Annotated in this window: 31 protein-coding genes; 29 read left to right on the top strand and 2 right to left on the bottom strand. The window is 68.1% G+C overall.

Going from position 1 to position 23,752, the window contains the following annotated elements; genetic code table 11:
- Positions 1–90: 90 nt before the first annotated feature.
- The 3 genes from IC605_RS07760 to IC605_RS07750 are packed head-to-tail and all read left to right on the top strand — an operon-like array spanning position 91 to position 1,049.
- Positions 91–315, top strand: coding sequence for a DUF433 domain-containing protein (locus IC605_RS07760; RefSeq protein ID WP_216321315.1), 225 nt, complete (start codon positions 91–93; stop codon positions 313–315).
- A 39-nt stretch (positions 316–354) separates the two neighbouring features.
- Positions 355–603 (top strand): hypothetical protein, encoded by a 249-nt coding sequence (locus IC605_RS07755; RefSeq protein ID WP_216321313.1) that lies wholly within the window; start codon positions 355–357, stop codon positions 601–603.
- Complete coding sequence (locus tag IC605_RS07750) at positions 603–1,049, top strand: PIN domain-containing protein (protein ID WP_216321311.1); 447 nt, start codon at positions 603–605, stop codon at positions 1,047–1,049. Before IC605_RS07755 ends, IC605_RS07750 begins: the two co-directional genes overlap by 1 nt.
- Here IC605_RS07750 and IC605_RS07745 read toward each other — a convergent pair.
- Positions 1,038–1,652: a LysE/ArgO family amino acid transporter gene (locus IC605_RS07745; protein WP_216321309.1), complete on the bottom strand. Its 615-nt coding sequence runs from the start codon at positions 1,650–1,652 to the stop codon at positions 1,038–1,040. The genes IC605_RS07750 and IC605_RS07745 overlap by 12 nt on opposite strands.
- 182 nt (positions 1,653–1,834) lie before the next feature.
- On the opposite strand from IC605_RS07745, the gene IC605_RS07740 reads away from it, so the two are divergent.
- From IC605_RS07740 to IC605_RS07655, 18 genes are all read left to right on the top strand, one after another.
- Positions 1,835–2,962 (top strand): pyridoxal phosphate-dependent aminotransferase, encoded by a 1,128-nt coding sequence (locus IC605_RS07740; protein ID WP_216321307.1) that lies wholly within the window; start codon positions 1,835–1,837, stop codon positions 2,960–2,962.
- Between the two features lie 53 nt (positions 2,963–3,015).
- A complete protein-coding gene (locus IC605_RS07735) occupies positions 3,016–3,486 on the top strand; it encodes a hypothetical protein (RefSeq protein WP_216321304.1) in 471 nt (156 codons plus the stop codon).
- Between the two features lie 288 nt (positions 3,487–3,774).
- Positions 3,775–5,001 (top strand): argininosuccinate synthase, encoded by a 1,227-nt coding sequence (locus IC605_RS07730; protein WP_216321301.1) that lies wholly within the window; start codon positions 3,775–3,777, stop codon positions 4,999–5,001.
- A 3-nt stretch (positions 5,002–5,004) separates the two neighbouring features.
- A complete protein-coding gene (locus IC605_RS07725; protein WP_216321298.1) occupies positions 5,005–5,451 on the top strand; it encodes a DinB family protein in 447 nt (148 codons plus the stop codon).
- Complete coding sequence (locus tag IC605_RS07720) at positions 5,451–5,930, top strand: GNAT family N-acetyltransferase (RefSeq protein ID WP_246580561.1); 480 nt, start codon at positions 5,451–5,453, stop codon at positions 5,928–5,930. Before IC605_RS07725 ends, IC605_RS07720 begins: the two co-directional genes overlap by 1 nt.
- Entirely contained in the window at positions 5,927–6,421 is a 495-nt protein-coding gene (locus IC605_RS07715; RefSeq protein ID WP_216321295.1) for a GNAT family N-acetyltransferase, read from the top strand. The genes IC605_RS07720 and IC605_RS07715 overlap by 4 nt, the downstream gene beginning before the upstream one ends.
- A 22-nt stretch (positions 6,422–6,443) precedes the next feature.
- Complete coding sequence (argH, locus tag IC605_RS07710; RefSeq protein WP_216321293.1) at positions 6,444–7,853, top strand: argininosuccinate lyase; 1,410 nt, start codon at positions 6,444–6,446, stop codon at positions 7,851–7,853.
- The gene (locus IC605_RS07705; RefSeq protein WP_216321290.1) at positions 7,850–8,335 is read left to right on the top strand and encodes an HIT family protein; all 486 of its coding nucleotides are present in this window, start codon (positions 7,850–7,852) and stop codon (positions 8,333–8,335) included. The genes argH and IC605_RS07705 overlap by 4 nt, the downstream gene beginning before the upstream one ends.
- Complete coding sequence (locus tag IC605_RS07700; protein ID WP_216321288.1) at positions 8,332–8,838, top strand: GNAT family N-acetyltransferase; 507 nt, start codon at positions 8,332–8,334, stop codon at positions 8,836–8,838. Before IC605_RS07705 ends, IC605_RS07700 begins: the two co-directional genes overlap by 4 nt.
- Positions 8,839–8,942: 104 nt before the next feature.
- Positions 8,943–9,413, top strand: a complete 471-nt coding sequence (locus IC605_RS07695; RefSeq protein ID WP_216321285.1) for a GNAT family N-acetyltransferase — start codon at positions 8,943–8,945, stop codon at positions 9,411–9,413.
- Positions 9,414–9,498: 85 nt separating this feature from the next.
- Positions 9,499–10,029 carry an N-acetyltransferase gene (locus tag IC605_RS07690; protein WP_216321282.1) on the top strand — a complete coding sequence of 177 codons (531 nt, stop codon included), beginning with the start codon at positions 9,499–9,501 and terminating at the stop codon, positions 10,027–10,029.
- Positions 10,026–10,478: a hypothetical protein gene (locus IC605_RS07685; RefSeq protein ID WP_216321278.1), complete on the top strand. Its 453-nt coding sequence runs from the start codon at positions 10,026–10,028 to the stop codon at positions 10,476–10,478. Before IC605_RS07690 ends, IC605_RS07685 begins: the two co-directional genes overlap by 4 nt.
- 127 nt (positions 10,479–10,605) lie before the next feature.
- A complete protein-coding gene (gene carA / locus IC605_RS07680) occupies positions 10,606–11,790 on the top strand; it encodes a glutamine-hydrolyzing carbamoyl-phosphate synthase small subunit (protein ID WP_216321275.1) in 1,185 nt (394 codons plus the stop codon).
- Positions 11,791–11,877: 87 nt separating this feature from the next.
- A complete protein-coding gene (locus IC605_RS07675; RefSeq protein ID WP_216321270.1) occupies positions 11,878–12,402 on the top strand; it encodes a hypothetical protein in 525 nt (174 codons plus the stop codon).
- A 149-nt stretch (positions 12,403–12,551) separates the two neighbouring features.
- Positions 12,552–13,286, top strand: coding sequence for a uracil-DNA glycosylase (locus IC605_RS07670; RefSeq protein WP_216321268.1), 735 nt, complete (start codon positions 12,552–12,554; stop codon positions 13,284–13,286).
- Positions 13,283–13,522: a DUF7336 domain-containing protein gene (locus IC605_RS07665; protein WP_216321266.1), complete on the top strand. Its 240-nt coding sequence runs from the start codon at positions 13,283–13,285 to the stop codon at positions 13,520–13,522. Before IC605_RS07670 ends, IC605_RS07665 begins: the two co-directional genes overlap by 4 nt.
- Positions 13,522–14,583 carry a DNA topoisomerase IB gene (locus IC605_RS07660; protein ID WP_216321263.1) on the top strand — a complete coding sequence of 354 codons (1,062 nt, stop codon included), beginning with the start codon at positions 13,522–13,524 and terminating at the stop codon, positions 14,581–14,583. The genes IC605_RS07665 and IC605_RS07660 overlap by 1 nt, the downstream gene beginning before the upstream one ends.
- Positions 14,580–15,008 carry a DoxX family protein gene (locus tag IC605_RS07655; protein WP_216321261.1) on the top strand — a complete coding sequence of 143 codons (429 nt, stop codon included), beginning with the start codon at positions 14,580–14,582 and terminating at the stop codon, positions 15,006–15,008. The genes IC605_RS07660 and IC605_RS07655 overlap by 4 nt, the downstream gene beginning before the upstream one ends.
- Before the next feature lie 240 nt (positions 15,009–15,248).
- On the opposite strand, the gene IC605_RS07650 is transcribed toward IC605_RS07655, so the two are convergent.
- On the bottom strand, positions 15,249–16,274 hold the full coding sequence (locus tag IC605_RS07650) for a hypothetical protein (RefSeq protein ID WP_216321258.1): 1,026 nt from the start codon (positions 16,272–16,274) through the stop codon (positions 15,249–15,251).
- Between the two features lie 165 nt (positions 16,275–16,439).
- On the opposite strand from IC605_RS07650, the gene IC605_RS07645 reads away from it, so the two are divergent.
- The 8 genes from IC605_RS07645 to IC605_RS07610 all read left to right on the top strand — a co-directional run bounded on the left by IC605_RS07645 (position 16,440) and on the right by IC605_RS07610 (position 23,747).
- Positions 16,440–16,937, top strand: coding sequence for a DUF427 domain-containing protein (locus IC605_RS07645; protein ID WP_216321255.1), 498 nt, complete (start codon positions 16,440–16,442; stop codon positions 16,935–16,937).
- Between the two features lie 67 nt (positions 16,938–17,004).
- Entirely contained in the window at positions 17,005–17,427 is a 423-nt protein-coding gene (locus IC605_RS07640; RefSeq protein ID WP_216321252.1) for a hypothetical protein, read from the top strand.
- A 1-nt stretch (position 17,428) separates the two neighbouring features.
- Complete coding sequence (gene pth, locus IC605_RS07635) at positions 17,429–18,046, top strand: aminoacyl-tRNA hydrolase (RefSeq protein WP_216321250.1); 618 nt, start codon at positions 17,429–17,431, stop codon at positions 18,044–18,046.
- 22 nt (positions 18,047–18,068) lie between these two features.
- Positions 18,069–19,121 carry a M42 family metallopeptidase gene (locus IC605_RS07630; RefSeq protein ID WP_216321246.1) on the top strand — a complete coding sequence of 351 codons (1,053 nt, stop codon included), beginning with the start codon at positions 18,069–18,071 and terminating at the stop codon, positions 19,119–19,121.
- A gap of 231 nt (positions 19,122–19,352) precedes the next feature.
- A complete protein-coding gene (locus IC605_RS07625; RefSeq protein WP_216321804.1) occupies positions 19,353–19,733 on the top strand; it encodes a P-II family nitrogen regulator in 381 nt (126 codons plus the stop codon).
- 12 nt (positions 19,734–19,745) lie between these two features.
- Positions 19,746–21,044: an ammonium transporter gene (locus tag IC605_RS07620; protein ID WP_216321243.1), complete on the top strand. Its 1,299-nt coding sequence runs from the start codon at positions 19,746–19,748 to the stop codon at positions 21,042–21,044.
- A 337-nt stretch (positions 21,045–21,381) separates the two neighbouring features.
- On the top strand, positions 21,382–21,699 hold the full coding sequence (locus IC605_RS07615) for a V-type ATPase subunit subunit G family protein (RefSeq protein ID WP_246580560.1): 318 nt from the start codon (positions 21,382–21,384) through the stop codon (positions 21,697–21,699).
- Positions 21,696–23,747, top strand: coding sequence for a V-type ATP synthase subunit I (locus tag IC605_RS07610; RefSeq protein WP_216321241.1), 2,052 nt, complete (start codon positions 21,696–21,698; stop codon positions 23,745–23,747). Before IC605_RS07615 ends, IC605_RS07610 begins: the two co-directional genes overlap by 4 nt.
- The last annotated feature ends 5 nt before the right edge of the window (positions 23,748–23,752 follow it).

The raw sequence follows: 23,752 nt of genomic DNA, 5'->3' as shown, positions 1-23,752 counted from the left end.
GCAGCTTTGCAAGAGAAATTGCCTGAGCAGTTCAGCCTACGCCCCGCTTTCGCCCTAGCTGGACCGTTGTAGATCGGTTAAACGGCAGGTATGACCCTTCTCGACCGCATCACCATCAACCCCTCCCAGTGCGGCGGGCGCCCCTGCATTCGCGGGATGCGGATTCGGGTGAGCGACGTGCTGGAGTTGCTGGGGGCGGGGGTGGGCGTGGACGAGATTCTGGTGGACTACCCGGATTTGGAGCGGGAGGACGTTGACGCGGTGCTGGTGTGGGCGGCGCGGTACGTTGACGGCTTGCGCCAACGGCCCTCCTAATTCTGGCTATACTAGTGTCCACTTCCCAGGAGGTCCGGTATGGCCGTCAAGCGGGTGGGGATCAAGGAGTTCAAGGACAAGGCGACGCAGCTTCTGGCGCGTGGGGAGCCGTTGGTCATTGAGCGGCATGGAAAACCCATCGGTTTCTACACGCCGGTCGTTCGCAAGGACCCTGAGAAGCGGCGTGAAGCTATGGCACGTCTGGACGCGGCAGTAGAGCGGACGGCGCGTGAGGCGGGCCTCACTGTAGAGGAACTTGAAAACATCCTCCTCGAAGCCCCCCACTGATGCTGCTCGTCACAGACACGAATGTGCTCGTGAGCGAATGTTTGCGCTCGCGGGGGCGTCCGCGTCTCGCTTCACCTGCGTTCGACCTCTTTGTGACGGCGCGGGTAGACGACGAGTTCAGGTACGAACTGAGCCGCCGCCTGACCCATTTATCGGGCCATTCAAACCTTTCCGACGGCGCCCTTCAAGCCCTGCGCGAAGAGGCGATCTACGCTTACGAGAGCAACGTCACCGTCGTCCGCCCCATTCAATACGAGGCCTTCGAGCCCCAGGCCCTCCTTCGCATCCCCCAAGACCCCGACGACTGGCCCACCGTCGCCCTCGCGCTCGCCCTGAACGCGGACGTATGGACGGAGGATCAGGATTTCTTCGGCTGTGGTCTGCCCGTGTGGCGCACGTATGTTCTGTACGCCCACCTCGACGACCTGGCCGCCTCAACCTCCTGAAACCATGCTTCCCACCAACCCCCCCGCAATCGCCCACATCACCACCCCGATCAGCACGTCCAGCACCTGCCACGCCCGGGGCGAGCGCATCAGCGGCGCGAGGCGGCCCGCGAGCAGGGCAAGGGCGAAAAACCATGTCCATGAGGCGAGGACCGTGCCGAGGAGGAAGGCGGTGCGGCCTGTGCTGTTCAGCCCCGCGCTCGCCCCACCGATCAGGACCACGGTGTCAAGGATCGCGTGCAGGTTGAGGAGGCTGAAGGCCGCAGCGGTGGCGATCACAGTGGCCGGTGTCTGAGCGGCCTGCCCCTCGGTCTGGAGCGTCCCTGGATGGCGGGCCGACCGGAAGGAGCGTCCCCCGTACCAGAGCAGAAAGGCGGCACCCGCCAGCGTCCCGAGGGTGACGAGCGCCGGAGACCGCGCGAGGAGTGCCCCGACGCCGAGGACCCCGAAGGCGATCAGCACCGTATCCGCCAGCGAGCACACCAGCGCCGCCAGCAAGCCGTACCGCCGCGTCAACCCCTGCCTCAGCACGAAGGCGTTCTGCGGCCCGATGGCGACAATCAGCGAGAGGCCCAGCGTCAGGCCGCGCAGGAAGGGGGGCACGGGGAGAGGATAGGCGGGTGGCCTGTGGAGTGAAGGGGGATTCCGGCAGCGCTGTCCCCATGCCGGCTCTTCGTCCCGTGGGCGGGCCCGGCGGGCGGGCGGTCCCACTGGGCGACGGGCCGAGAGCTTCCCTGTCTGACCCACGGCCCACGCTCCCGTCCGTGAGCGCCCAGACTGCCCCCATGCCTGAACTCCTGCCGCGTGCCCGGTCGTCCCAGGAGAGCGTGTTCGCTCACATGAGCCGCCTCGCGCTCAGGCACGGGGCCGTCAACCTGGGGCAGGGCTTTCCCTCCGACCCGCCGCCCGCCTTCTTGCTGGACGCGGCTCGGCGGGCGGTCGGCACCGCGGACCAGTACGCGCCCCCGGCGGGGCTGCCCGCGCTCCGGGATGCCATCGGCGCGGACCTGGGGGTGGACGGAGCGGACGTGGTGGTGACCTCCGGGGCGACCGAGGCGCTGGGCGTCCTCGCGCTCGCCCTGTACGGCCCCGGCGACGAGGTGCTGATGCTCGAACCCGTGTTCGACGTGTACGTGCCCCAGGCGCGGCTGGCCGGGGCCACGCCCGTCACCGTGCCCATGCGGCTGACCGATTCGGAAGGCTGGACGCTCGACCTGGAAGCGGTGCGCTCGGCCATCACCCCGCGTACCCGGGCCCTGCTCCTCAACAGTCCCTACAACCCGACGGGCACCGTGTTCACCCGCGCCGAGCTGGAGGCCCTCGTCGCCCTCGCCCGTCAGCACGACCTGTGGATCGTCAGCGACGAGGTGTACGACGAGCTGTACTTCGGGGAGCGGCCCACCTCCCTGCGCGACCTCGCCCCCGAACGCACCTTCACGGTGGGGAGTGCGGGCAAGCGGCTGGAGGCGACCGGGTGGCGGGTCGGGTGGATCGCCTGCCCGCCGGGGCTGGCGCCCAACATCGCCGCGATCCGGCAGGTGGGGTCTTTCTGCGCGCCCACGCCCTTTCAGGTGGCGGTCGCCGCGGCCCTGCCCGTCGCCCGGCGGGAGGGCTTCTACGAGGCTCTGCGCGCCGAGTACGGGGAGCGCGTGGGGTTGCTCGCGGGGGGGCTGCGGAGCGTGGGGGCCACCGTGTTCGAGCCGAGCGGCACCTATTTCCTGAACGCACGCCATCCGGGCTGGACCGCCGAGGCGCTGGTGGAGGAGGCAGGGGTCGCCGTGATTCCCGGAGACGCCTTCTACGTGGCTCACCCGGCGCCGGAGGGGCTGTTCCGGCTCGCCTTCTGCAAGTCGCGTGAGGAACTGGGGCGGGCGCTGGAGCGGCTGGAGCGGGCGGCGCGGGTCGGGGCCTAGATGGTTCGTTTAGGCAGGAACATGGGCCCTGGGGGATGGCGTACGCTTTTTGCATGAAAAAGGCGCTGCTCGGACTTCTGGCTCTCTCCGCCGTCTCGACCGCCGCCGCTGATTCGGTGGGTGGGTTCCTGGGGACCAGCTCCGGGGTGTACTACCGCAACGACCTCACCGTGAATTCCAGCGTGCGGTACAGCTTGAACCTGAACGCCGTGAACCTCTTCCGGGGCGGCTCGCTGGGCCTGGGCGGCGACGTGGCCTACCTGGGCCAGTTTCCGGGTGGTCAGGCGCTGGCGGGCTTCAACCCCTACTATGGTCTCGGCCTGGGCGCGGACATCTCGTTGGGCAGCAACAATCAGTTGTACGTCTACCCCCACGGCCTGCTCGGCCTGGAGTACCAGATCACCACGCCCATCAGCGTCTTTGTGGAAGGTTCGGTCGGCCCTTACCTCGGTCTCGCGGATGGTGGACTCGACCTCGGTCTCGGCTACAGCGCCCGCCTCGGTCTCAACTACACCTTCCGCTGAGCCCTCCTCCCCACACCGCCCCCGGCCCCTTGCGGTCATGGGGCGGTTTTTGTCGGGCCGCCCCGTCCCGCCTGTCCAGACCCGGCCTTGACCCCCCCCATCCCGGCTGCTACCCTCGCTGCATAGAGATACGCTCCGGCGTATATCCATACAGCCATGCAGACCCTCTCCCCCCGACGCTGACGCCCCGGCCTGCTCCCTTCGCGGAAAGAGGCCGGGTGTGTCACGCCGGGGGACTTGTGCTGCCTTCTCAGCCGCCCCCTCGCCCTTCTGGGAGAAGATTGAACCATGAGCAACCCCAAGATCGTCCTCGCCTACTCCGGCGGCCTTGATACCTCGATCATCCTCAAGTGGCTCCAGCTAGGGCGCGACTACGACGTGGTGGCCTTTACCGCCGACCTCGGCCAGGGCGACGAGGTGGAGGAGGCGCGGGTCAAGGCGCTCAACACCGGGGCCGTGGCCGCTTACGCGCTGGATCTGCGCGAGGAGTTCGTCCGCGACTACGTGTTCCCGATGTTCCGCTCCTCGGCGCTGTACGAGGGGTATTACCTCCTGGGCACCTCCATCGCGCGGCCCCTGATCGCCAAGAAGATGGTCGAGATTGCCGAGAGGGAGGGCGCCGTCGCCGTCTCGCACGGGGCCACGGGCAAGGGCAACGATCAGGTGCGCTTCGAGATGACCGCCTACGCGCTCAAGCCCGACGTGGTGACGGTCGCCCCCTGGCGCGAGTGGGAGTTCCAGGGCCGCGCCGACCTCGAACAGTTCGCCCGCGAGCACGGCATCCCCGTCCCGACCACCCAGAAGGACCCCTGGAGCACCGACGCGAACCTGTTGCACATCTCCTACGAGGGCGGCATCCTCGAAGACCCCTGGGCCGAGCCGCCCGCCCACATGTTCAAGCTGACGGTGAGTCCCGAGGAGGCGCCCGAGGAGCCCGAATACGTGGAGGTCGAGTTCGAGAACGGCGACCCGGTGGCGATCAACGGGGAGCGGCTGACGCCCGCCGCCCTGCTACAACGGGCCAACGAGATCGGAGGGCGCAACGGCGTGGGGCGCATCGACCTCGTGGAGAACCGCTTCGTCGGCATGAAGTCGCGCGGCGTGTACGAGACGCCGGGCGGCACCCTGCTCTACCACGCCCGCCGCGCCGTGGAGAGCCTGACCCTGGACCGCGAGGTGCTGCACCAGCGCGACGCCCTCGCCCCCAAGTACGCCGAACTCGTCTACAACGGCTTCTGGTTCGCCCCCGAGCGCGAGGCGCTTCAGGTGTACATCGACCACGTGGCCCACAGCGTGACGGGCACGGCCCGGCTGAAGCTCTACAAGGGCAACTGCACCGTCGTGGGCCGCAAGGCGCCGCGCAGCCTGTACGACAAGGACCTCGTGTCCTTCGAGGCGGGGGGCGACTACAACCAGCACGACGCGGGGGCCTTCATCAAGCTGAGCGCCCTCAGGATGCGGGTGCAGGCGCGGGTGGAGGCGAAGGCGGACAAGAAGGAAGTCGAGAAGGTCTGAGGCATGAGGCGGGAGGAGATCGGGGCCATTTATGACTGGCTCGGGACCCTGGGCGAGGAGACGGTGAGCCGTGTGCCTGCCCCCGGCGTCTGGAGCCCTAAGCAGGTGCTCGGGCATCTGGTGGACTCCGCCTGCAACAACCACGCGCGCTGGGCTCGCATGGTGACGGAAGACGCCCCCGTGTTCCCGCTATGGGACCAGGACGCCTGGGACCTCGCGCAGGACTGGCAGGGCTGCCCCTGGGCCGAAATTCTGAGTCTCTGGCACGCCTACAACCTCCACTTGGCCCGCTTCGCCTCGCTTCTGCCCGCTGATCGGTTGCACTCGGCCTGCGCTACGGTCGGGCGGCTGAACGGCGGGCAACCCATGACGCTGGCGGAACTGCTGGAGCACTACGACCGGCACCTTCACCACCATCTCGCGCAGATTCGGGAGCGGGTGGGTGCGTGATGAACTCACCCACAGGCACCACATTCCGACCCGCCCTCCCCGCCGACGCAGAGACCATCCAGGCACAGCGGGACGCGATGTTTCTCGACATGGGGTCCGGTGCCGAGCGGGTGGCCCAGGCCCACGCCGCGAGCCTGGGCTGGTTCCGGGCGGCGCTCGCGGACGGCTCCTTCAGCGGCGTGCTGGCCGAACAGGGCGGGCAGGTCGTGGGGGGCGCGGGCGTGATCTGGCAGAGCCTCCCACTCAGTCCCCGCAGCCTGCCGGTGACGCGCGCCTACCTCCTGAACGTGTACGTGCGGCCGTTCGCCCGTGGGCAGGGGCTGGCCCGCCGGATGCTGCAACAGCTCCTGGCCGAATGTGCCCGGCGCGGGGTGGAAACGGTCTCGCTGCACGCCTCCGAGGCCGGGCGACCCGTTTACGACCGGCTGGGCTTCACCCCCACGAACGAGATGCGGCTGACGCTTGGGGAAACACCGTGACCTTGACCCTCCGCCCCGCCCGCCCCGCCGACGCCCCCGTCTTCCACCCCGTGATGATGGCGGCGGGCATGGACCCGCGCTCCAGTTGGAGCCGCACCACCGTGGACGACGTGCGCTGGAGCCTGGGGCAGGGGGGCGGCTTCCTCGCCTTCCTCGGGGAAGAGGCCGTCGGTTGTGTCGGCTGGCGGCCCGACGGGCGGGAGACCCTGACCCTCAACAAACTCGCCACCCTTCCCGAGAGGCGCGGTCAGGGCATCGGCGCCGCCCTCGTGCGCGCGGTGGAGGAGGTGGCCGCGCGGGGCGGGTATGCCCGCGTCCTCCTCGCCGTCAGCCGGTACAACCTCGCCGTCCTCCCCTTCTACGAGCGCCTGGGCTACCGGGTGGACGCGGGGGCGGTGTACGCGCACGCGAACCCGCACAGCCCGCCGCCGGTGGTGCTGGTGAAAGCCGTCAGCGGAGCGGTGCCAGAGCTGGGGCAGGCTGAAAGCTGACCGCTCCCAAGGAACTCCACACATGACCCAATCCACGCAAGACAAAAAACTCTGGGGCGGACGCTTTGCCGAAGCCACCGACGGCCTGGTGGAACTCTTCAACGCCTCCGTGCCCTTCGACCAGCGCCTCGCCGAGCAGGACATCCGCGGCTCGCTCGCGCACGTGGCGATGCTCGGGCAGGTCGGCATCCTGACCCCAGACGAGGTGACGCAGATAGGTGACGGGCTGAGCGATGTGCTCACCGATATCCGCGCCGGGGCCTTCGAGTGGAGGCTCGACCGCGAGGACGTGCACATGAACGTCGAGGCCGCGCTGCGTGACCGGATCGGGCCGGTGGCGGGCAAGCTCCACACGGCGAGAAGCCGCAACGATCAGGTGGCGGTGGACTTCCGGCTCTTTACGAAGGAGGCGGCGCTCGATCTGGCGGGGAAGACGCGGGCGCTGCGGGCCGTCATGGTGGCGGAGGCCGAGAAGCATCTCACCTCGGATGGGGGAGAGCCGGTCATCCTCCCCGGCTACACCCACCTTCAAGTCGCCCAGCCCATCCTCCTCTCTCACTGGTTCATGGCCTACGCCGCTATGCTGGAGCGCGACGAGGGCCGTTTCCGCGACGCCGCCGAGCGGATGGACGAGTCGCCGCTGGGTTCATCCGCACTCGCTGGAACGCCCTGGCCCATCGACCGCCACGCGACCGCCGCCGCCCTCGGCTTCGCCCGCCCGACCGCCAACTCCCTCGACGGGGTGGGGAGCCGGGACTTCGCGCTCGAATTCCTGTCGGCCTGCGCGATCCTCGCCGCGCACCTCTCGCGCCTGTCGGAAGAACTCATCCTCTCCTCGACCTTCGAGTTCGGCTTTCTGACCCTGCCCGACTCGCACACGACCGGCTCCTCGATCATGCCGCAGAAGAAGAACCCCGACGTCTCCGAACTCGCGCGGGGCAAGGCGGGCCGCGTCTTCGGGAACCTGATGGGCCTGCTGACGGTGGTGAAGGGCACGCCGCTCGCCTACAACAAGGACCTTCAGGAGGACAAGGAGGGCGTGTTCGACTCCTACGACACCCTCAGCATCATCTTGCGCCTGTACGCCGACATGCTGCCCAAGAGCGTCTGGCACCCGGACGTGACAAAGAAGGCGGCGGCGCGCGGCTTCTCGACCGCGACGGACGTGGCGGACTTCCTGGCCCGCCAGGGCGTCCCCTTCCGCGAGGCGCACGAGGTCGTGGGCGGGCTGGTGGGCCTCGCCAGCCGCTCGGGTCGGCCACTGTGGGACCTCACCGACGCCGAGCTGCGGGCGGCCCACCCCCTGCTGAGCGCGGAAGTCGCCCGTCGCCTGACCGTGGAGGAGAGCGTGCGGGGCCGGCAGAGCTACGGCGGCACGGCGCCCGAACGGGTGCGAGAAGCCGTCGAGGCGGCGAAGGCGGCGCTGGGATGAAGGTCGTCGTGGACCTGGACGGCACCCTGCTCGCGCGGCGGGAGGCGGAGTGGGCGCACTGGCTGACCCGTCCCGACGAGAACCCGCTCTCGACCCAGGCCGACTTTGCGGGCGGTGAAGTGACCCTCGAAAACGACCTTTGCGTCTACACCCAGGACAGCCGTTACGCGGAAGGCCTGCCCCACTCCGGCCTGATCGTCACCAAACGGCCCTGCGCCACCGTCTTCGACCTCACCCCCGGGGAGGCCGCCGCGACCCACGCCCTGCTCGCCGAAGTCCGGGCGCACCTCGACTCGACCGTGAGACCCGACGGGTACACGGTGGGCTGGAACGTTTTTCCGGCGGGGGGTCAGCACATCCCCCACGTTCACCTGCACGTCATCCCCCGCTGGAACACGGACGCCTCGGCGGGGGCGGGTCTCCGCTATTTCCTCAAGGCGGCACGGCAGTCACCGCCTCACCCCACGGGAGGGTTCCTATGACCCTGGACCAAGGCACCCACGTCAAGCTCCGCCAGGCCACGACGGCAACCGACCTCGACACCCTGCGTGACCTGATCCTGGCGGTGGGCCTGAGCCACGAGCGCGGCGCGATCACGGCGACGTTTGAGGGCTCGACGTACTGGATCGCCGACCTCGACGGGCGGCCCGCCGGGTGCATCGGTCTGGAGCACGGGGAGGGGGCAAGTCTGATCCGCTCGGCGACCGTGCTGCCCCACGCGCGGCGGCAGGGACTCGGGCGGGCCCTGGCGACGAGCGCGCTGACCCAGGCGACCCTGCGCGGCGACCGGGCGGTATATCTCTTTTCCAGCGACGCGGGACCTTTCTGGGAGCAGTTCGGCTTCACGCGGGTGCCGCCCGAGACGGTGGCCGCCGCCCTGCCGGACACGCCGCAGGTGATCAGCGGCGAGGGCCGGGGGTGGCTGAAAGACGAGGTGGGCTGGATGCGGACCCTGGGCGTGCCTTCCTGGCCGGAGGGAGCCTGAAGTCATGGTGACCGACCTGCGCTATGCTTCCCCCACGCACAATTCCGCCCTTCCGGACGCCCGCGTGGGTTTCCGGGAGGACACCCCCCACGGAGGAAGTTCCCATGACCGACCAGAATGTGCAGATTCGGCTCGCTGGCCCCGAGGACAAGGAGACCGTCACCCGCGTGATGCAGGAGGCCGGGCTGGAGACGGAAGCGGCCCTCGCCGAGGGCACGACCTACTGGATCGCCACGCGCGGCGCTCAGCCCGTGGGCGCCATCGGCCTGGAACACGGGGACGGGGCCTCGCTGCTGCGGGGCGCGGCAGTCTTGCCGAGTGCGCGGGGCAGCGGGCTGGGCCGCCGACTGGTGATGGGCGCCGTGCAGTACGCCCAGGGCCGGGGCGACCGGGCGATCTACATGTTCAGCAAGGGGGGCGACTGGGCCTCCTTCGGCTTCCAGCAAGTGCCCCTCGCCGTGGTGATGGGCGAGTTGCCGAACGCGCCCCAGATTCGCGCCTACCGCGCCCGCAGCGAGCGCCCCGGCGGCACGACCTGGATGCGGCCGCTGGACCGGGCGGCGAGCAAGGCGTAGGGGGGGGGGTGGGACGTAGGTTGTGGGTCGTAGGGCAAGCCGTTCCCACAACCCACGGCCCACAGCCCACACCCGGGGGTCACCCATGACCCTCCTTTCCCTCGACTCCATCGCCGTTCCCGACCTGCACCCGCAGGCGCCGCTGAGCACACGGAAAGCCCGCCTCTCGGACATCGACGCCATCCACGAGCTGATCGGCTACTGGGCGGCGCGCGGGCTGATGTTGGTGCGCTCCAAAGCTCTCCTCGCCGAGACTATCCGCGACTTCCACCTCGTCCTCGCCGAGCCTCACGGGGGCAGGCCGGGCGGGCTCGCGGGCGTCTGCGGCCTGCACATGCTCGCGCCCGACCTCGCGGAGGTGCGCGGCCTCGCCATCCATCCCAACATGCAGGGGCGGGGGCTGGGCAAACAACTCGTCGAGGCCTGTGAGCGGGAGGCGCGCGAGATCGCCCTGCCCGCCCTTTTCGCGTGGACGTACCAGCAGGGCTTTTTCGAGAAGTGCGGCTTCGCGCGGATCGAGAAGACGAACCTGCACCCGAAGGTCTGGAGCGAGTGCCAGCGGTGCGCGTTCTTCGAGAATTGCAATGAGATAGCGATGTACAAGGAGCTGGGGTGAGGCAGTTCCTCGACGATGTGCTGGGGACCGTCCGGCAGTCGTCTGAAAGTTTCTCCTTTGAAACCGTCACCGCGGATGGTGTTGTTCGGGGTTACTTCCGAGGGATGGAAGGTCAAATCCCGTCGTCTGCCCAACTCGACCTCATGCGTACGGCGGTCAGAGATGCCGAAAAGCTGAAGCGGCTGGCTGTGGCGTTCGTGCGAAACGAGGTGCTGACCCGACCGGACCGTTACGGCCTGTTGGAGGAGGACGGTCGCCCCGCTCCGTGGGTCGCGCCTTACTTCCGGATGAGCGAGGCTGAGTATTTCGACGATTTTCGCCTCGAATCGCTGTTAGTTGAGGGCCAGGACCCACGCTGCGTCCGCATGACGTATGCGACGGAGCTTGACCCCGAGCATGGAGTTCCTGTGCTTTTTTGCGAGGGGCAGCCGCTTGAGGCGTTCGCTTGAGCAGAGGTGTTCCGGCAGGACTGACATTCGGTCCACACCCGCCCTGCTACCCTCTGCCACTGAAAGCTGACGGCTGACAGACCACCCACCATGAAACCCGGCCCGTGAGCCGGTATGGAGGCCCCCTATGATCAGAAAAGAACGCGCCATCCTTGCCCTCGAAGACGGCACCGTGTACCGCGGCTACGCCTTCGGGCACCGCGGTGAGACGGTCGGCGAGGTGGTGTTCAACACCTCCATGACGGGGTACCAGGAGATCATGACCGATCCCTCGTACAACGGGCAGATCGTGACCATCACCTACCCGCACGTCGGGAACTACGGGGTGGCGATCTACGACATGGAGAGCAACAAGCCCTACGTGCGCGGCTTCATCTCCCGCGAGTTCTCCGGCGAGTATTCCAACCACCGCGCCCAGCAGTCGCTGGAAGCCTTCATGCAGCAGTACGGCGTGGTGAGCATCCAGGGCATCGACACCCGCGCGCTCGTGCGGCGGTTGCGGTCGGGCGGCGTGGTCAAGGGCGTGATCGCGCACCGCTCGTACACCCACCCGGAGGACCCCTACGGCGAGTTCTCGCCCGCCGAGGAGCAGGTCTATGTGGGGCGGGCGCGTGACCACCAGGACATCGACGGGCACGACATGACCCGCGAGGTCACGACCTCCCTGCCCTACGCCTTCCCGACCCTGCGGCACGGCAAGCGCGTCGTGCTGATGGACTTCGGGATCAAGCACACCATCATCGAGCGGCTGGCGGAGGTGGGCATCGAGCCCATTGTCGTGCCCGCGCACACCACCCCGGCGCAGATCATGGCCCTGCAACCGCACGGCCTCTTCCTCAGCAACGGCCCCGGCGACCCGGCCCCGCTGGAGTACGCGCACAAGACCGCCTGGGAGTTGATGGGCCTGCTGCCTACCTTCGGCATCTGCCTGGGGCACCAGATTCTGGGGCTGGCGGCGGGCGGACAGACCTTCAAGATGAAGTTCGGGCACCGGGGGGGGAACCAGCCCGTCAAGAACCTGCTGACCGGGAACGTGGAGATCACCTCCCAGAACCACGGGTACGCGGTGGACATCGCGTCGATCCCGAATGGCGCCTTCGTCGCCACGCACGTCAACCTCAACGACGGCACGCTGGAGGGCATGGCGCACAGCCGTTACCCCGTCTTCTCGGTGCAGTACCACCCGGAGGCGAGCCCGGGGCCGCACGACAGCCGCTACCTCTTCGACCGCTTCATCGAGGAGATCGACGCCTTCGACGGGACGAGCGGCACGCCGGTCGAGAAGGCGACCTCGGGGCGGCTGGGCGTCTGACGTGCCGAGTGCTTCACGTCGCTGACGTGTGACCGACGACTTGGAATCCTCTTCGGGTCGTCGGGTCTTTTTCCCGGAGGTTGTTCTTTGAAGCACGCCGCCCCACTTGTCCTCGCGCTCGCCTGTCTGCTTCCGGCCCCCGCTGCCCGGGCGGAGACGAGCCCGGCGCCCACGGCCCGGCCCCGCGTCCAGTTCACGCTCACCCAGGACCTCGTGCGGCGGGTCCAGCAGGGCGGGCAGGCGGTCGAACAGATGGTGCCGAACGTGAAGACGGTCGTGCCGGGCGACCTGCTGCGCGAGCAGGTCAGCGTGAGCAATGTCGGCGGCGAGCGTGTGCGGCGCGTCTTCGTGGGCGTGCCCGTGCCGCGCGGCACCGAGTTCATGGGTGAGGTCACCGCGAACACGAACCGCTGGCGGGTGGAGTACAGCATCGACGGCGGCCGGACCTTCAGCGCCGCCCCCAGGCGGGCCGTGACGATCAGCGAGAACGGCCAGACCGTCACGCGCGAGGCGGTGGCTCTGGTCTCCACCTACACCCACGTCCGCTGGACGGTGGGCGAGTTGCGGCGGGGCGAGACCCTGAAGTTCGCCTTTCGGGTGCGGGTGAAGTAGGTCTTACAGCACGACGCGGGCCGCCTGCCTCCCGGGTGGCCCGCTTCACCTTTTCTTGAAGACGGGCAGGTTCGTACCGTCCGCGCCCGGCAGGTAGGGGAGACTTGCGGGGTGAGTGGAGCGCCCAGCCGCCCGAAGGAGAGGACCCCATGACCGACCAGCCCAGCCTGTTCGACCCGCCGCCACAGCCGGACGCCGCCCCCACCATCTACCTCCCCGGCGGCTGGGACGAGGTGCTTGCCGGAGAGACCGCCAAGCCCTTCTTCCGTGACCTCCTCGCCTTCGTGGCCCGTGAGCGTGAGGCGGGGCCCGTCTACCCGGCGGAAGGGGACGTGTTCAACGCGCTCGCCTACACGCCCTACGACGGGGTCAAGGTCCTCATCCTCGGCCAGGACCCCTACCACGGGGCGGGGCAGGCGCACGGCCTGAGCTTCAGCGTGCGGCCCGGGGTGCGCCCGCCGCCCAGCCTCCAGAACATCTACAAGGAGCTGCGCGACGATGTGGGCTTCAAGCCACCCAAGCACGGTTACCTCGTGCCGTGGGCGCGCCAGGGCGTGTTGCTCCTCAACGCCGTCCTCACCGTGCGGCAGGCTGAGCCCAACAGCCACGCGGGGAAGGGGTGGGAAAGTTTCACCGACGCCGTGATCCGCGCCGTGAACGCCAAGCCGCAGCGGGTGGTCTTCGTCCTGTGGGGTGCCTACGCCCGCAAGAAGGCGAAGCTCATCACGGGCAAGCAGCATGTCATCATCGAGTCGGCGCACCCCAGCCCCCTGAGCGTGGCGAAGTTCCTGGGCACCAAGCCCTTTTCCAAGGTAAACGCCGCGCTGGAGGAGGCGGGGGAAACGCCGATTGACTGGCAACTCCCGGAGAAGGCGGAGGAATGACGGAAGTTTTCGTCGTGCAGCATGTAAACGAGCATGAAGATGGTAGTGAAGACGTCAAGATGATTGGTGTTTACCCTGATCACGCCTCAGCAGAAGCCGCCGTGGGAAGACTTTCCCTCCAGCCAGGCTTTCGGGATCGCCTGGAGGGCTTCATAGATGCTTACGAGCTGGGCAATGACCATTGGGCAGAAGGATACGTGACTCTTTATCACGGCCTTGAAGCGGAGGCCGAGTAATGCCCTCCCGCACCGAACTCCTCCAAGACGAGTACCTGCGCCGCGAGGGGAACGACCCCAAAGCCTTCCGCTACTTCTGGCCCGACGGGGAAGAGTACACGGACGAGGAGGGCACCCTTCGCATCGCCGCCCTCGCCGTGCCCCCCGCCTACGAGGGCGTGTTCGTCTCCCCTGACCCCGACGCCGAGTTGCAGGCGTTTGGGCGGGACGCCGCTGGGCGGCTCCAGTACCGCTACCACCCCGATTTCATGCAGGCGGGGGCGCTCAAGAAGTGGCAGCGGCTCACGCGCTTCGCCGACGCGCTGCCGACCCTGCGGATGGTGACGGCCTCGGACCTGCGCCTCTCCGGCCTGCCCCGGCGCAAAGTGCTGGCGCTGATGACCCGCCTGCTGCACGTCGCCCACTTCCGGGTGGGGAGCGACGCCTACGCGCGGGCGCACAAGACCTACGGCCTCTCCACCCTGCGCCAGCGCCACGTCAAGGTGGAGGGCGGAACCGTGACCTTCACCTTCCGGGGCAAGCACGGGGTTCACCAGCACCGGGTCATCCGCGACCGCACCCTGGCCGCCAACATCGCGCGGCTCCTCGAACTGCCCGGCCCCTGGCTCTTTCAGAGCGTGGAGGAGGACGGCACCCGCCTGCGCGTGAGGGCCCCCGACCTCAACGCCTATCTGCGCGAGGTGGTCGGCCCCTTCACCGCCAAGGACTTCCGCACCTGGGGCGGCACCCTCGTCGCCGCCGAATTCCTGGCCGAGGCGGGAGCGCCGGAGAGCGAGCGCCAGGCCCGCAAGACGCTGGTGGAGTGCGTGAAGTTCGTCGCCGAGGACCTGGGGAACACGCCCGCCGTCACGCGCGGCAGCTACATCTGCCCCGTCATCTTCGACCGTTACCAGGAGGGCAAGGTCCTCGACGACTACGAGCCGCGGGCAGGCCGCACCGAGCCCGACCTGGAGGGCCTGACCCGCGCCGAGGCCGCCCTGAAGCGGATGCTGGAGAGCGAGAAGACCCTCAGGACGCCGAGGACGAGGCGGCGGAGGAAGGAGCAGGCGGAGGCGGCTTGAGAAGCGCCCGGCCCCCGACCTCCTGGGCCCGCACGCTGGCCCGCCTCCTGCTGGGTGGGGGGCTGATCCTGGCGGGCGTGGGGCACCTGACGACCCTTCGGCAGGAGTTTCGGGCCCAGGTGCCGACGTGGCTGCCGCTGGACCCTGACTTCGTGGTGCTGGCCTCCGGCGTCGTGGAGATCGTGCTGGGCACGTCCCTGCTCGCCCTGCCGCGCCAGCGGGTGGCCGTGGGCTGGGTGGTGGCCGCCTTTTTCGTCGCCGTCTTTCCCGGCAACGTCTCGCAGTACCTCACGCGCACCGACGCCTTCGGGCTGAACTCCGATGGGGCGCGGCTGACCCGCCTCTTCTTCCAGCCGCTGCTGGTGGTGTGGGCGCTGTGGTCCACCGGGGCGTGGCCGGGGCGGCGTCAGGATCAGGGCAGGTAGGGTACCACCGCCTGCTGTTGCTCCTCCCCTGGTGAGGAGGTCGGGACCTGCGAGGTTGCGAAACCGAAGGCGGGCCGCACCGGGGCCGCCCTGAAGCGGATGCTGGAGAGCGAGAAGACCTTGAGGACGCCGAGGACGAGGCGGAGGAGGAAGGAGCAGGCAGCAGCCTAATTCTTCACGTCAAGCCTTCTACCATATCTTTTAAGGGCTAAGAAAGTTTTGTACGTCTCCCATCTATATTTACTTGTAATCAAATGGATTGAAGCATGTTACGCCATCGTCCCGAGCCCACTCCCAAGGGCGAGGATGAGCCCCTGGACCAACACAGCTTGGTATGGGCGTTTTTGATTCCTCGTTTTTCAACTGTGGTGTAATTTTGTTTGGGGAGGACGGTTGTAATGCGGACGGGATACCTAATTGCTCTCCAATGTACTTGAAATCAACGTCAGGGATCGCTTTTAAGGCGCAGTAAAGCATCTCACGGGTAAGAATTTTTCCAGTCTTCACCGCAACACGCTCGCATAAAACTAGTGACGAAGTAGACTTTTTTATAAGAGCTAGTGTGGCGACGTAGGTCTCACGACGTTCAAATATCAAAGGTATATTGCAGATCAATCTGCCTCCCACCGATATACGATAGGCAACCTGCTCCGATTTGACGTGTGAAGCTGCTTGTAATGAAGCTAACTTGTATAATTCTAGTAACACTCCCCCGCTGACTGGAAAATAGGTTTGTTCATCAAGCCAAGCCCACAACTTTTTCGGACTATAAGGGATTGCTTGACCCCATGTCGCACCATCTAGAGTACGAATTTTGATGAACCTCCGTTCAAAACCTATCAATAAAACTTCCAATAGATACTGGCATTGCTGCTCGTTAATAAAACGAATTGGTCGCCCGCCGAGCAGTCTGTCATGTATAAAAACTTGTCCACACCAAGCTCCAGAACTGGAGTCATCTCTTCGTAGTGTTTTATCTCGACCCTCTTTCTTGGGCTGCTTTTTCTGAGGAGCAATGGGGTAGCGCCTGTTGTCTCCGCTATCTTTGAGCTCCATCCTCTCCCTTTGCGAAGATCGTAGCCATTCTTGAGCATGTTCTATAGAAAAGGGTGTTGCACAAGAAACGTAACTTCTTACTGAATGTATCCCGGGTAAGCAGAATTCCAATGCTTTCAAAAACAACGTAGCTTCATCCTCATCCTTAAAAATGTACACTGTTCCAAAGAGGGCATCGGCGTCAGAATAAAATCGATATTTCACGAGCATACGTCACTCCTAGATTGAAGGCGGAGGTTGTAATACTTTGAGATTCAATTCGGTAAGAAAACATTACCCCAAATAGCTCTCACAAAAGGTCGCATAGTATTCATAATATCTTTATGAATGGGAACGCTGACGGCACGCCTCCCCTCCCCCCCCCACACTGTCCCTATGCTGCGCCCCCACCCCATTCCCCCCGGTCCCGGCCAGGAAAGCGTCTGGGACTACCCGCGCCCGCCCCGGCTGGAGCGCACGCCCGCCCGGCTCGAACTCTGGCTCGGCGGGGTGAAGGTTGCCGACACGACCGATGGCTACCGGGTGCTGGAGACGAGCCACCCACCGACCTATTACCTGCCGCCCGGGGCCTTCCTCCCCGGCGTGCTGACCCCGGCGGGCGGCGGCAGCGTCTGCGAGTGGAAGGGGGAGGCGACATACTGGACTCTGCGGGCGGGAGGGAAGACGGCGGAAGGCGCGGCGTGGAGTTACGGGCGGCCCACTCCCGCCTTCGCGCCGATGGCCGGGTACGTGGCCGTCTACGCGGGGCGGGTGGACGAGTGCCGGGTGGACGGCGAGCGCGTGACGCCGCAGCCGGGCGGCTTCTACGGCGGGTGGATCACGCCCAACGTGGTGGGGCCGTTCAAGGGGGAGCCGGGAACGCTGGGCTGGTAGCCTTCTTCGGGCCGGAAGTGCGAGAGCAAAACAGGGTGGACCCCGCCGCCCTTGCTACCCTGCCGTCATGACGGGTTCAGGGCCTTCTTCGGACACTCGCGTGCGCTCACGGCTCACCGCCCTGGCGCAGGGCTTGCGGCACTTCCACTCGGCGCTCCTCGACTTCGCCAAGGGGGAGTACGAGTTCCTGCATGGGCCGGTGAAGGGCCCCTTCGCCCTCTACTCGCTCGTGATGAACGACCCCTCCTTCCAGTGGCTGCGGCCCCTCTCCGGCCTGATGGCGACCCTTGACGAGGTGTTGGACGCCAAGGACACCACCCTCACCGAGCGCAACGTGCAGGACGTGCGCCAGGCCCTTGGGCTCCTGTTCGCCGAGGCCGACACCCGCTTCGCCGACTTCCGCGCCGGGTACGCCCGCGCCCGTGGGGAGGCCCGCGTCCGCGAGACCGAGGCCCGCTGGCGCGAGGCCCTCAGCAGCCTGGAGGCCTGAGGTGCGCCTCGTCGTGGGCCTGGGCAATCCGGGGCCGAACTACGCCCGCACCCGCCACAACGTCGGCTGGCTCGTCGTGGACGAGGTGGCCCGCCGCTGGGGAGCGGTATGGCGCAAGGAGAAAGACGCCGAGGTCGCCGAGGTTCGCGTCGGTCCGGCCCCCGGCGCCCGCGTCCTGCTCGTCAAGCCGCAGACCTTTATGAACACGTCGGGCAAGGCGGTGGGGCCGCTCGTCTCCTTTTACAGGCTGGAGCCGGACGCGATGCTCGTCGTGCAGGACGATTTGGATAGCCCCTTCGGCCTGCTGAAGTTCCGGCTGGGCGGACGGCACGGCGGGCAGAACGGGGTGCGCGACATCATCCGGGTCCTGGGCACCGACGCCTTCCCGCGCCTGAAGGTCGGCATCTCGCGCCCCCCGGCGGGGTGGGACCCGGCGGACTGGGTGCTGAGCCGGTGGCGCGAGGAGGAGGCGGGCACCCTCGCCCAACTCGTGCGGCTGGGGGCGGACGCGGTGGAAACCTGGGCCGGGCACGGGCTGGTGGAGGCGCAGGGCCGCTTCAACGGCACCGACCTGCGCCCGAAGCCGGAGCCGTCCCCCGAACCGGAACGCAGCGTGTAGGGCCCGGCGTATCCTGACCCGCATGACCACAACCGAACTGCGGCTGGACGTCCTCCGTCAGCTCTCGAACCTGAACGGCGTGCCCGGGTACGAGGACGCCGTGCGCGACTTCGTATTGCGCGAGCTGGAGGGCCTGACCGACGAGGTGCGGGTGGACCCGCTGGGCAACGTGATCGCCCTGCGCCGGGGGCGGGAGGACGCCGCCGAGGGCCGCGAGCGGGTGATGCTCAGCGCCCACATGGACGAGATCGGCTTCCTGGTGCGCTTCGTGGACGACCGCGGCTTTCTGCGGGTGCAGCCGGTCGGCGGCTTCGACAACCGCAACCTCTTCGCCCGCAACGTGACGGTGCAGACGCGCGGCGGCGCCCTGCCCGGGATTCTGACGCCCGGCGGCAAACCCATCCACATCTCCTCGCCGGAGGACCGCAAGAAGGTGCCCGAGATCGCCGAGTTCTTCGTGGACCTCGGGCTGGATGCGGACGAGGTGCGGCGCCAGGTCCGCGTCGGCGACATGGTGACGCTCGACCAGACGGCCCGGCAGATGGGCAAGCTCACGGTGGGCAAGGCGATGGACGACCGCGCCTGCGTCTTCCTGCAACTGGAGCTGCTGCGTTCCTTCCAGGGCACCCGCCCCCGGCACGACGTGGTGGCCGTCTTCAGCGTGCAGGAAGAGGTGGGGCTGCGCGGCGCGGGCGTGGCCGCCTACGGGGCGGAACCGACGCTGGGCATCGGCCTGGACGTGACGCTGGCGGTGGACACCCCCGGCGTGCCCACGGAAGAAGCCGTGACCCGGCTGGGCGAGGGCATCGGCATCAAGGTCTTCGACTCCTCCATGATCTCGACCCGGCGCCTGGTGGACGAGTTCGCGGACCTCGCGGGGCGCGAGGGCATCCCCCACCAGCTCGAAGTGCTGCCGCTGGGGGGCACGGACGGCGCCGCCATCCAGCTCTCGCGCGCGGGCGTGCCCAGCATCACCCTCAGCGTGCCCACCCGCTATATCCACACCGTCGTCGAGGCCGTTCACGAGGACGACCTGCGCGCGGGCCTCGCCCTGCTCGTCGCCTACCTGGGTTGATTCCACCGCCCCCTCAGACCCCGCCCGCCTCGCCGCGCGGCGGGGTCGAATGTTTGGACGTTCCGCCGACGCGTCGCCCTCCGCGGCACTTCCTCCCCACCCGGGATGCAAAGCGTCGTATCAAATCTGGACATCTGTCCAAACTTCAATTGACACCCTGCACCCCAACTCCTACTCTGCGGCCATGCAGGGATGCGAAGACTGCAAATTGAGCGGCAAAAAGGAGACGCCATGCGGCTGATCACGGCGGTCGTGCGCCCGGAGCGGGTGCAGCAGGTCAAGGAGGCCCTCTTCCAGGCGGGCATCAGCGGCATCACCCTCAGCCGGGTGTCGGGACACGGCGGCGAGCAGGAGGTCGTGGAGCACTACCGGGGCACGCGGGTGATGGTGGAATTCCGCGAGAAGGTGGAGTTCCGCATGGCGGTGTCCGAGCCCTTCGTGGAGGTCGCCATCCGCGCGATCTGCCAGGGCGCGCGCACGGGCGAGGTGGGCGACGGCAAAATTTTCGTGCAGCCCCTGGAGCGCGTGGTCCGCATCCGCACTGGCGAAGAGGACAACGCCGCCCTGACCCCCGTCACCGAGAAGAAGCTCGCGCCGGGCGTCCCGGTCTAAGGAGTCGTGCCCATGCGAAAGACCCTCCCCCTGCTCGTGCTCCTCGGCGGCGCGGCCCTCGCCCAGGCCGGGACCCCCACGCTGAACTCCGGCGATACCGCCTGGATGCTCGTCTCGGCGGCCCTCGTGCTCCTGATGACCCCGGGCCTCGCCTTCTTCTACGGCGGCCTGACCCGCGCCCAGAGCGTGTTGAACACCATGATGATGAGCGTCGTCTCCATCGGCCTCGTCGGCGTCCTGTGGATGCTCGCGGGGTATACCCTCGCCTTCGGGGAGGGCGGCAACGCCTTGATCGGCGGCCTGGGCAACCTGGGGCTGGAGGGACTGCGAGACGGCCTGACCGGCACCATCCCCACCTCCGTCTTCGCGGCCTTCCAGGCGATGTTCGCCATCATCGCGCTCGCGCTGATCAGCGGCGCGGTCGTCGAGCGGATGCGCTTCGGGGCCTTCATCCTCTTCGGCGGACTCTGGAGCCTCTTGATCTACGCGCCGCTCGCCCACTGGGTCTGGAGCGCGGACGGCTGGCTCTTCCGGCTCGGGGCTCTGGACTTCGCGGGCGGCACGGTCATCCACATCGCGGCGGGCGTCTCGGCGCTGGTCGCGGCGTTCGTGCTCGGGCCGCGCATCGGCTACCCGCGCACGGCGCACGTGCCGCACAACGTCCCCTTCGTCCTGCTGGGCGCCGGGCTGCTGTGGTTCGGCTGGATGGGCTTCAACGCGGGGAGTGCCCTGAGCGCCGGGCAGACCGCCGGGCTCGCCTTCATCACCACCCTGATCGCCCCCGCCGCCGCCCTGCTGACCTGGCTCGCCTGGGAAAGCCGCCGCAACGGCAAACCCACCGCCGTCGGCGCCGCCACCGGGCTGGTCGTCGGCCTCGTCGCCATCACCCCCGCCTGCGCCTTCGTGAGCCCCTGGGCCGCCCTCGTCGTGGGGGCGCTGGGAGCCACCGCGAGCTTCTGGGCCGTGCAGTACAAACAGCGACTGGGCGCCGACGACTCGCTCGACGTGTTCGCCTGCCACGGGGTCGCCGGAATCGTCGGTGCCCTGCTGACCGGGGCCCTCGCCTGGACGACCGCTCAAGGCAAGCCCGTCGGCGAGCAGCTCCTGATCCAGGCCCTCGGCGTGCTCGCCAGCGTGGTCTTTACGGGGCTCGGCTCCCTGATCCTGCTCCGGCTCGTCGGCCTGCTGACCCCCCTGCGCGTGCCCGCCAGCCAGGAGGTCGCCGGGATCGATATCAGCGCCCACAGCGAGCAGGGCTACTCCGAAAACGAGACCGGCCTCGGCGCCCCCGTCTTCCTGGGCGGCGACTGAGCCCCACCTGAGCCTCACCCCACACACCAGAACCTCCACGTCCTGCCCGTCCCCGACCGCATCCCCGGGGGCGGGCCGTCCTCTGTCCCGGGGCGGTGTCGCCCGCGCGGTGACGCGCTGTCCCGGCCCGCCCGGGACGCTTGGCCCTCCGGGACGGGAAAGGAGGCTGTGTTAGGATGCTTCACGAGTCTGACGCCATTTCAAAGGTCGGGCCAACGCACTGCCCATCGCATCCCCCACGTGCCCCGTCTCCGGACGGGGAGTTCGGGGCGGGGTGCGGCTGAGTCACGAACGGACGATGTTGCAGGGAAGGTGTGAAGAAGAAAGGAGGAGGGATTTGGACGTCTCCAGTCGAGTCTTGAGTGAGCTGGCGAGCCGAGAGGCGGCGCTGGACGCGCAGATCGAGGCGGCCCGCGAGGAAGCGAGGCGGGAGGTGGAAGCCGCCGAGGCCGAGGCGGCCCGCATCCTCCGTGACGCGCAGACGCGCGCGCAGGCGATGCAGGCCGAGAGCGAAGCCCAGCTTGGAACCGAGACTGCGCGCATCCGCGAGGAAGCCCGCGTGCAGGCCGAGCGGGAAGCCCAGGCCACCCGCGAGCGGTCGTCGGCACGGGTGCAGCAGGCCGCCGAGCAGATTCTGAGGGCGGTGCTGCCGTGATCAACCCCATGCAGCAGGTCGTGATCGCCACCCGCAAGCGGGGCAGCGAGGCGGTCATCACGGCGCTGCAAGACGCCGGGGTCCTCCACCTCAAGCCCATCACGGGCGGACCCCTGAACACCGGCACCCTCGCCGGGCAGGACGCCCAGAGCCGCCGCGAGGACGAGCGCCTCCTCGCCCGCGCGGAGAGCACCCTCGCCGAACTCGGCGCCTACCGCCCCGCCCCCGCGCCCCTGCCTTCCCAAAGCGAGTGGGAGAGCGTGGTCGAGGGCGCGGCGGGCCCGGTCTCGGCCCTCGCCCGCAGCCGCCAGGACCTCCAGGCGGACCTCGACGCGGAGGCGTCCTACGGGGACGCGGTGCGGGCCCTGTCCAGGCTGGCCGGGGGACTCGACCGCAGCCGCCGCCTCAGCCTCGTGCCCTTCCTCCTCCAGCCCAGCGACAACCTCGGCGAACTCGACGCGGCGCTCAGAACGGCGCTCCCCGACCGCTACGCGTTGGCGACGGAGACGGTGGGGCAAAACCGCGTCGGCTTGATCGCCACCCTGCGCGCCGACCGCGACGCCGCCCGGGGCGCCCTGGGCCGGGTCCGTCTCGGCGAACTGAGGCTGCCGGGCCGCTTCGACGGGATGCCCCTCAGTGAGGCCGCCGCCGAGCTGGAGCGCATCCGGGAGGGCGGGGCCGAGCGGCAGCGCCGATTGAACGAGGACCGCGACCGCCTCGCGGGGGCGCACGGCCCGGTCCTGTTCGCCGTGCGCGACGCGCTGAAAGACCGGGTGGCGATCCACGACGTGCGCGCCGTGTCCGCCCGGGGCAAGTACAGCCTCGCCATGCAGGGCTACGTGCCCGCCGACCGGGTGCCCGCGCTGACGGCGGCGCTCGGCACCTTCGGCGACGCGGTGAGCTTCGAGCTGCACCCGGTGGACGAGCACCACGACGCTGGCGTGCCCGTGCAGCTCAAGAACAACTCCTACGTCCGGCCCTTCCAGGTCGTGATGGGGCTGATGAGCCTGCCGAAGTACGGGACCTTCGATCCCACCTGGGTGATCGCCGTGTTCTTCCCGCTGTTTTTCGGCATCATCATCGCCGACATCGGGTACGGGCTGCTCTTCCTCCTGTTCGGGCTGTGGCTGCTGGGCAAGGCCCGCCGGAACGAGGGCTGGGACCTGAGCTTTTTCGGGGCCTACGTGCCGCCCGCGACCCTGCGGAACCTGGGCTTCGTCACCAACGTGATGGCGGCTTGGTCCATCGTGTGGGGCTTCCTGACGGGCGAGTTCTTCGGCACGCTGCTCGAACACCTCCACTTCTTCTACATCAACCCCGAGTTGCTCAATAACCTGTGGGGCTGGACGGGCATCCGCTACCCGGAGGAGGGGTCGCACTCCGGCCTCATCCCGATCCTCTTTCCGCGACTGGAGACGAGCTACTTCTCGAACGTGGCGCTGGTGTTCGCGCTGCTCTTCGGCGTCCTTCAGGTGCTGTGGGGCTGGGGCATCCGCATCCAGCAGGGCCTCAAGCACCGCGACACGACCCACACCTGGGAGGGCATCGCCCTGTTCGGCGGGGTGGGCGCGCTGATCTGCCTGGCCTTCGCCACCCGCGCCGGGCAGGACTTCGGCCAGTTCACGAACTTCGCCAACCCCCTGGTGTGGCTGATGTACCTGGGCTTCGCCCTGTTTATCGTCGGCTACCTGCGGGTGCTGCGGCACTACCCGCTGCTGCCCATCGAGCTGCTCTCGCAGGGCGGCGCGGTCGTGAGCTACGCCCGTATCTTCGCCGTCGGGCTCGTCTCGGCGATTCTGGCGCGGCTGTGCACCGACGTGGGCTGGAGCCTTTTCGAGCGCATCGGCTTCCTGGGGCTGATCCTCGGAATCGTCCTGGGGGCGGTGCTGCACTTCTTCGTGCTGGCGCTGACCCTCATCGGTCACATCATCCAGCCGCTGCGTCTGCACATGGTCGAGTTTCTCAACCCGACCGGCTTCAACGCGGAGACCAGCCCGGCCTACAACCCCCTTCGCCGCCTCAGCCCCGCGAGCGGGCAGGCCAAATAACTTCA

The sequence above is a fragment of the Deinococcus aestuarii genome, assembly GCF_018863415.1.
Taxonomy (GTDB): domain Bacteria; phylum Deinococcota; class Deinococci; order Deinococcales; family Deinococcaceae; genus Deinococcus; species Deinococcus aestuarii.
Note: the sequence above shows the minus strand (reverse complement) of the source record. Positions and strands in the feature narration are given on the sequence as shown.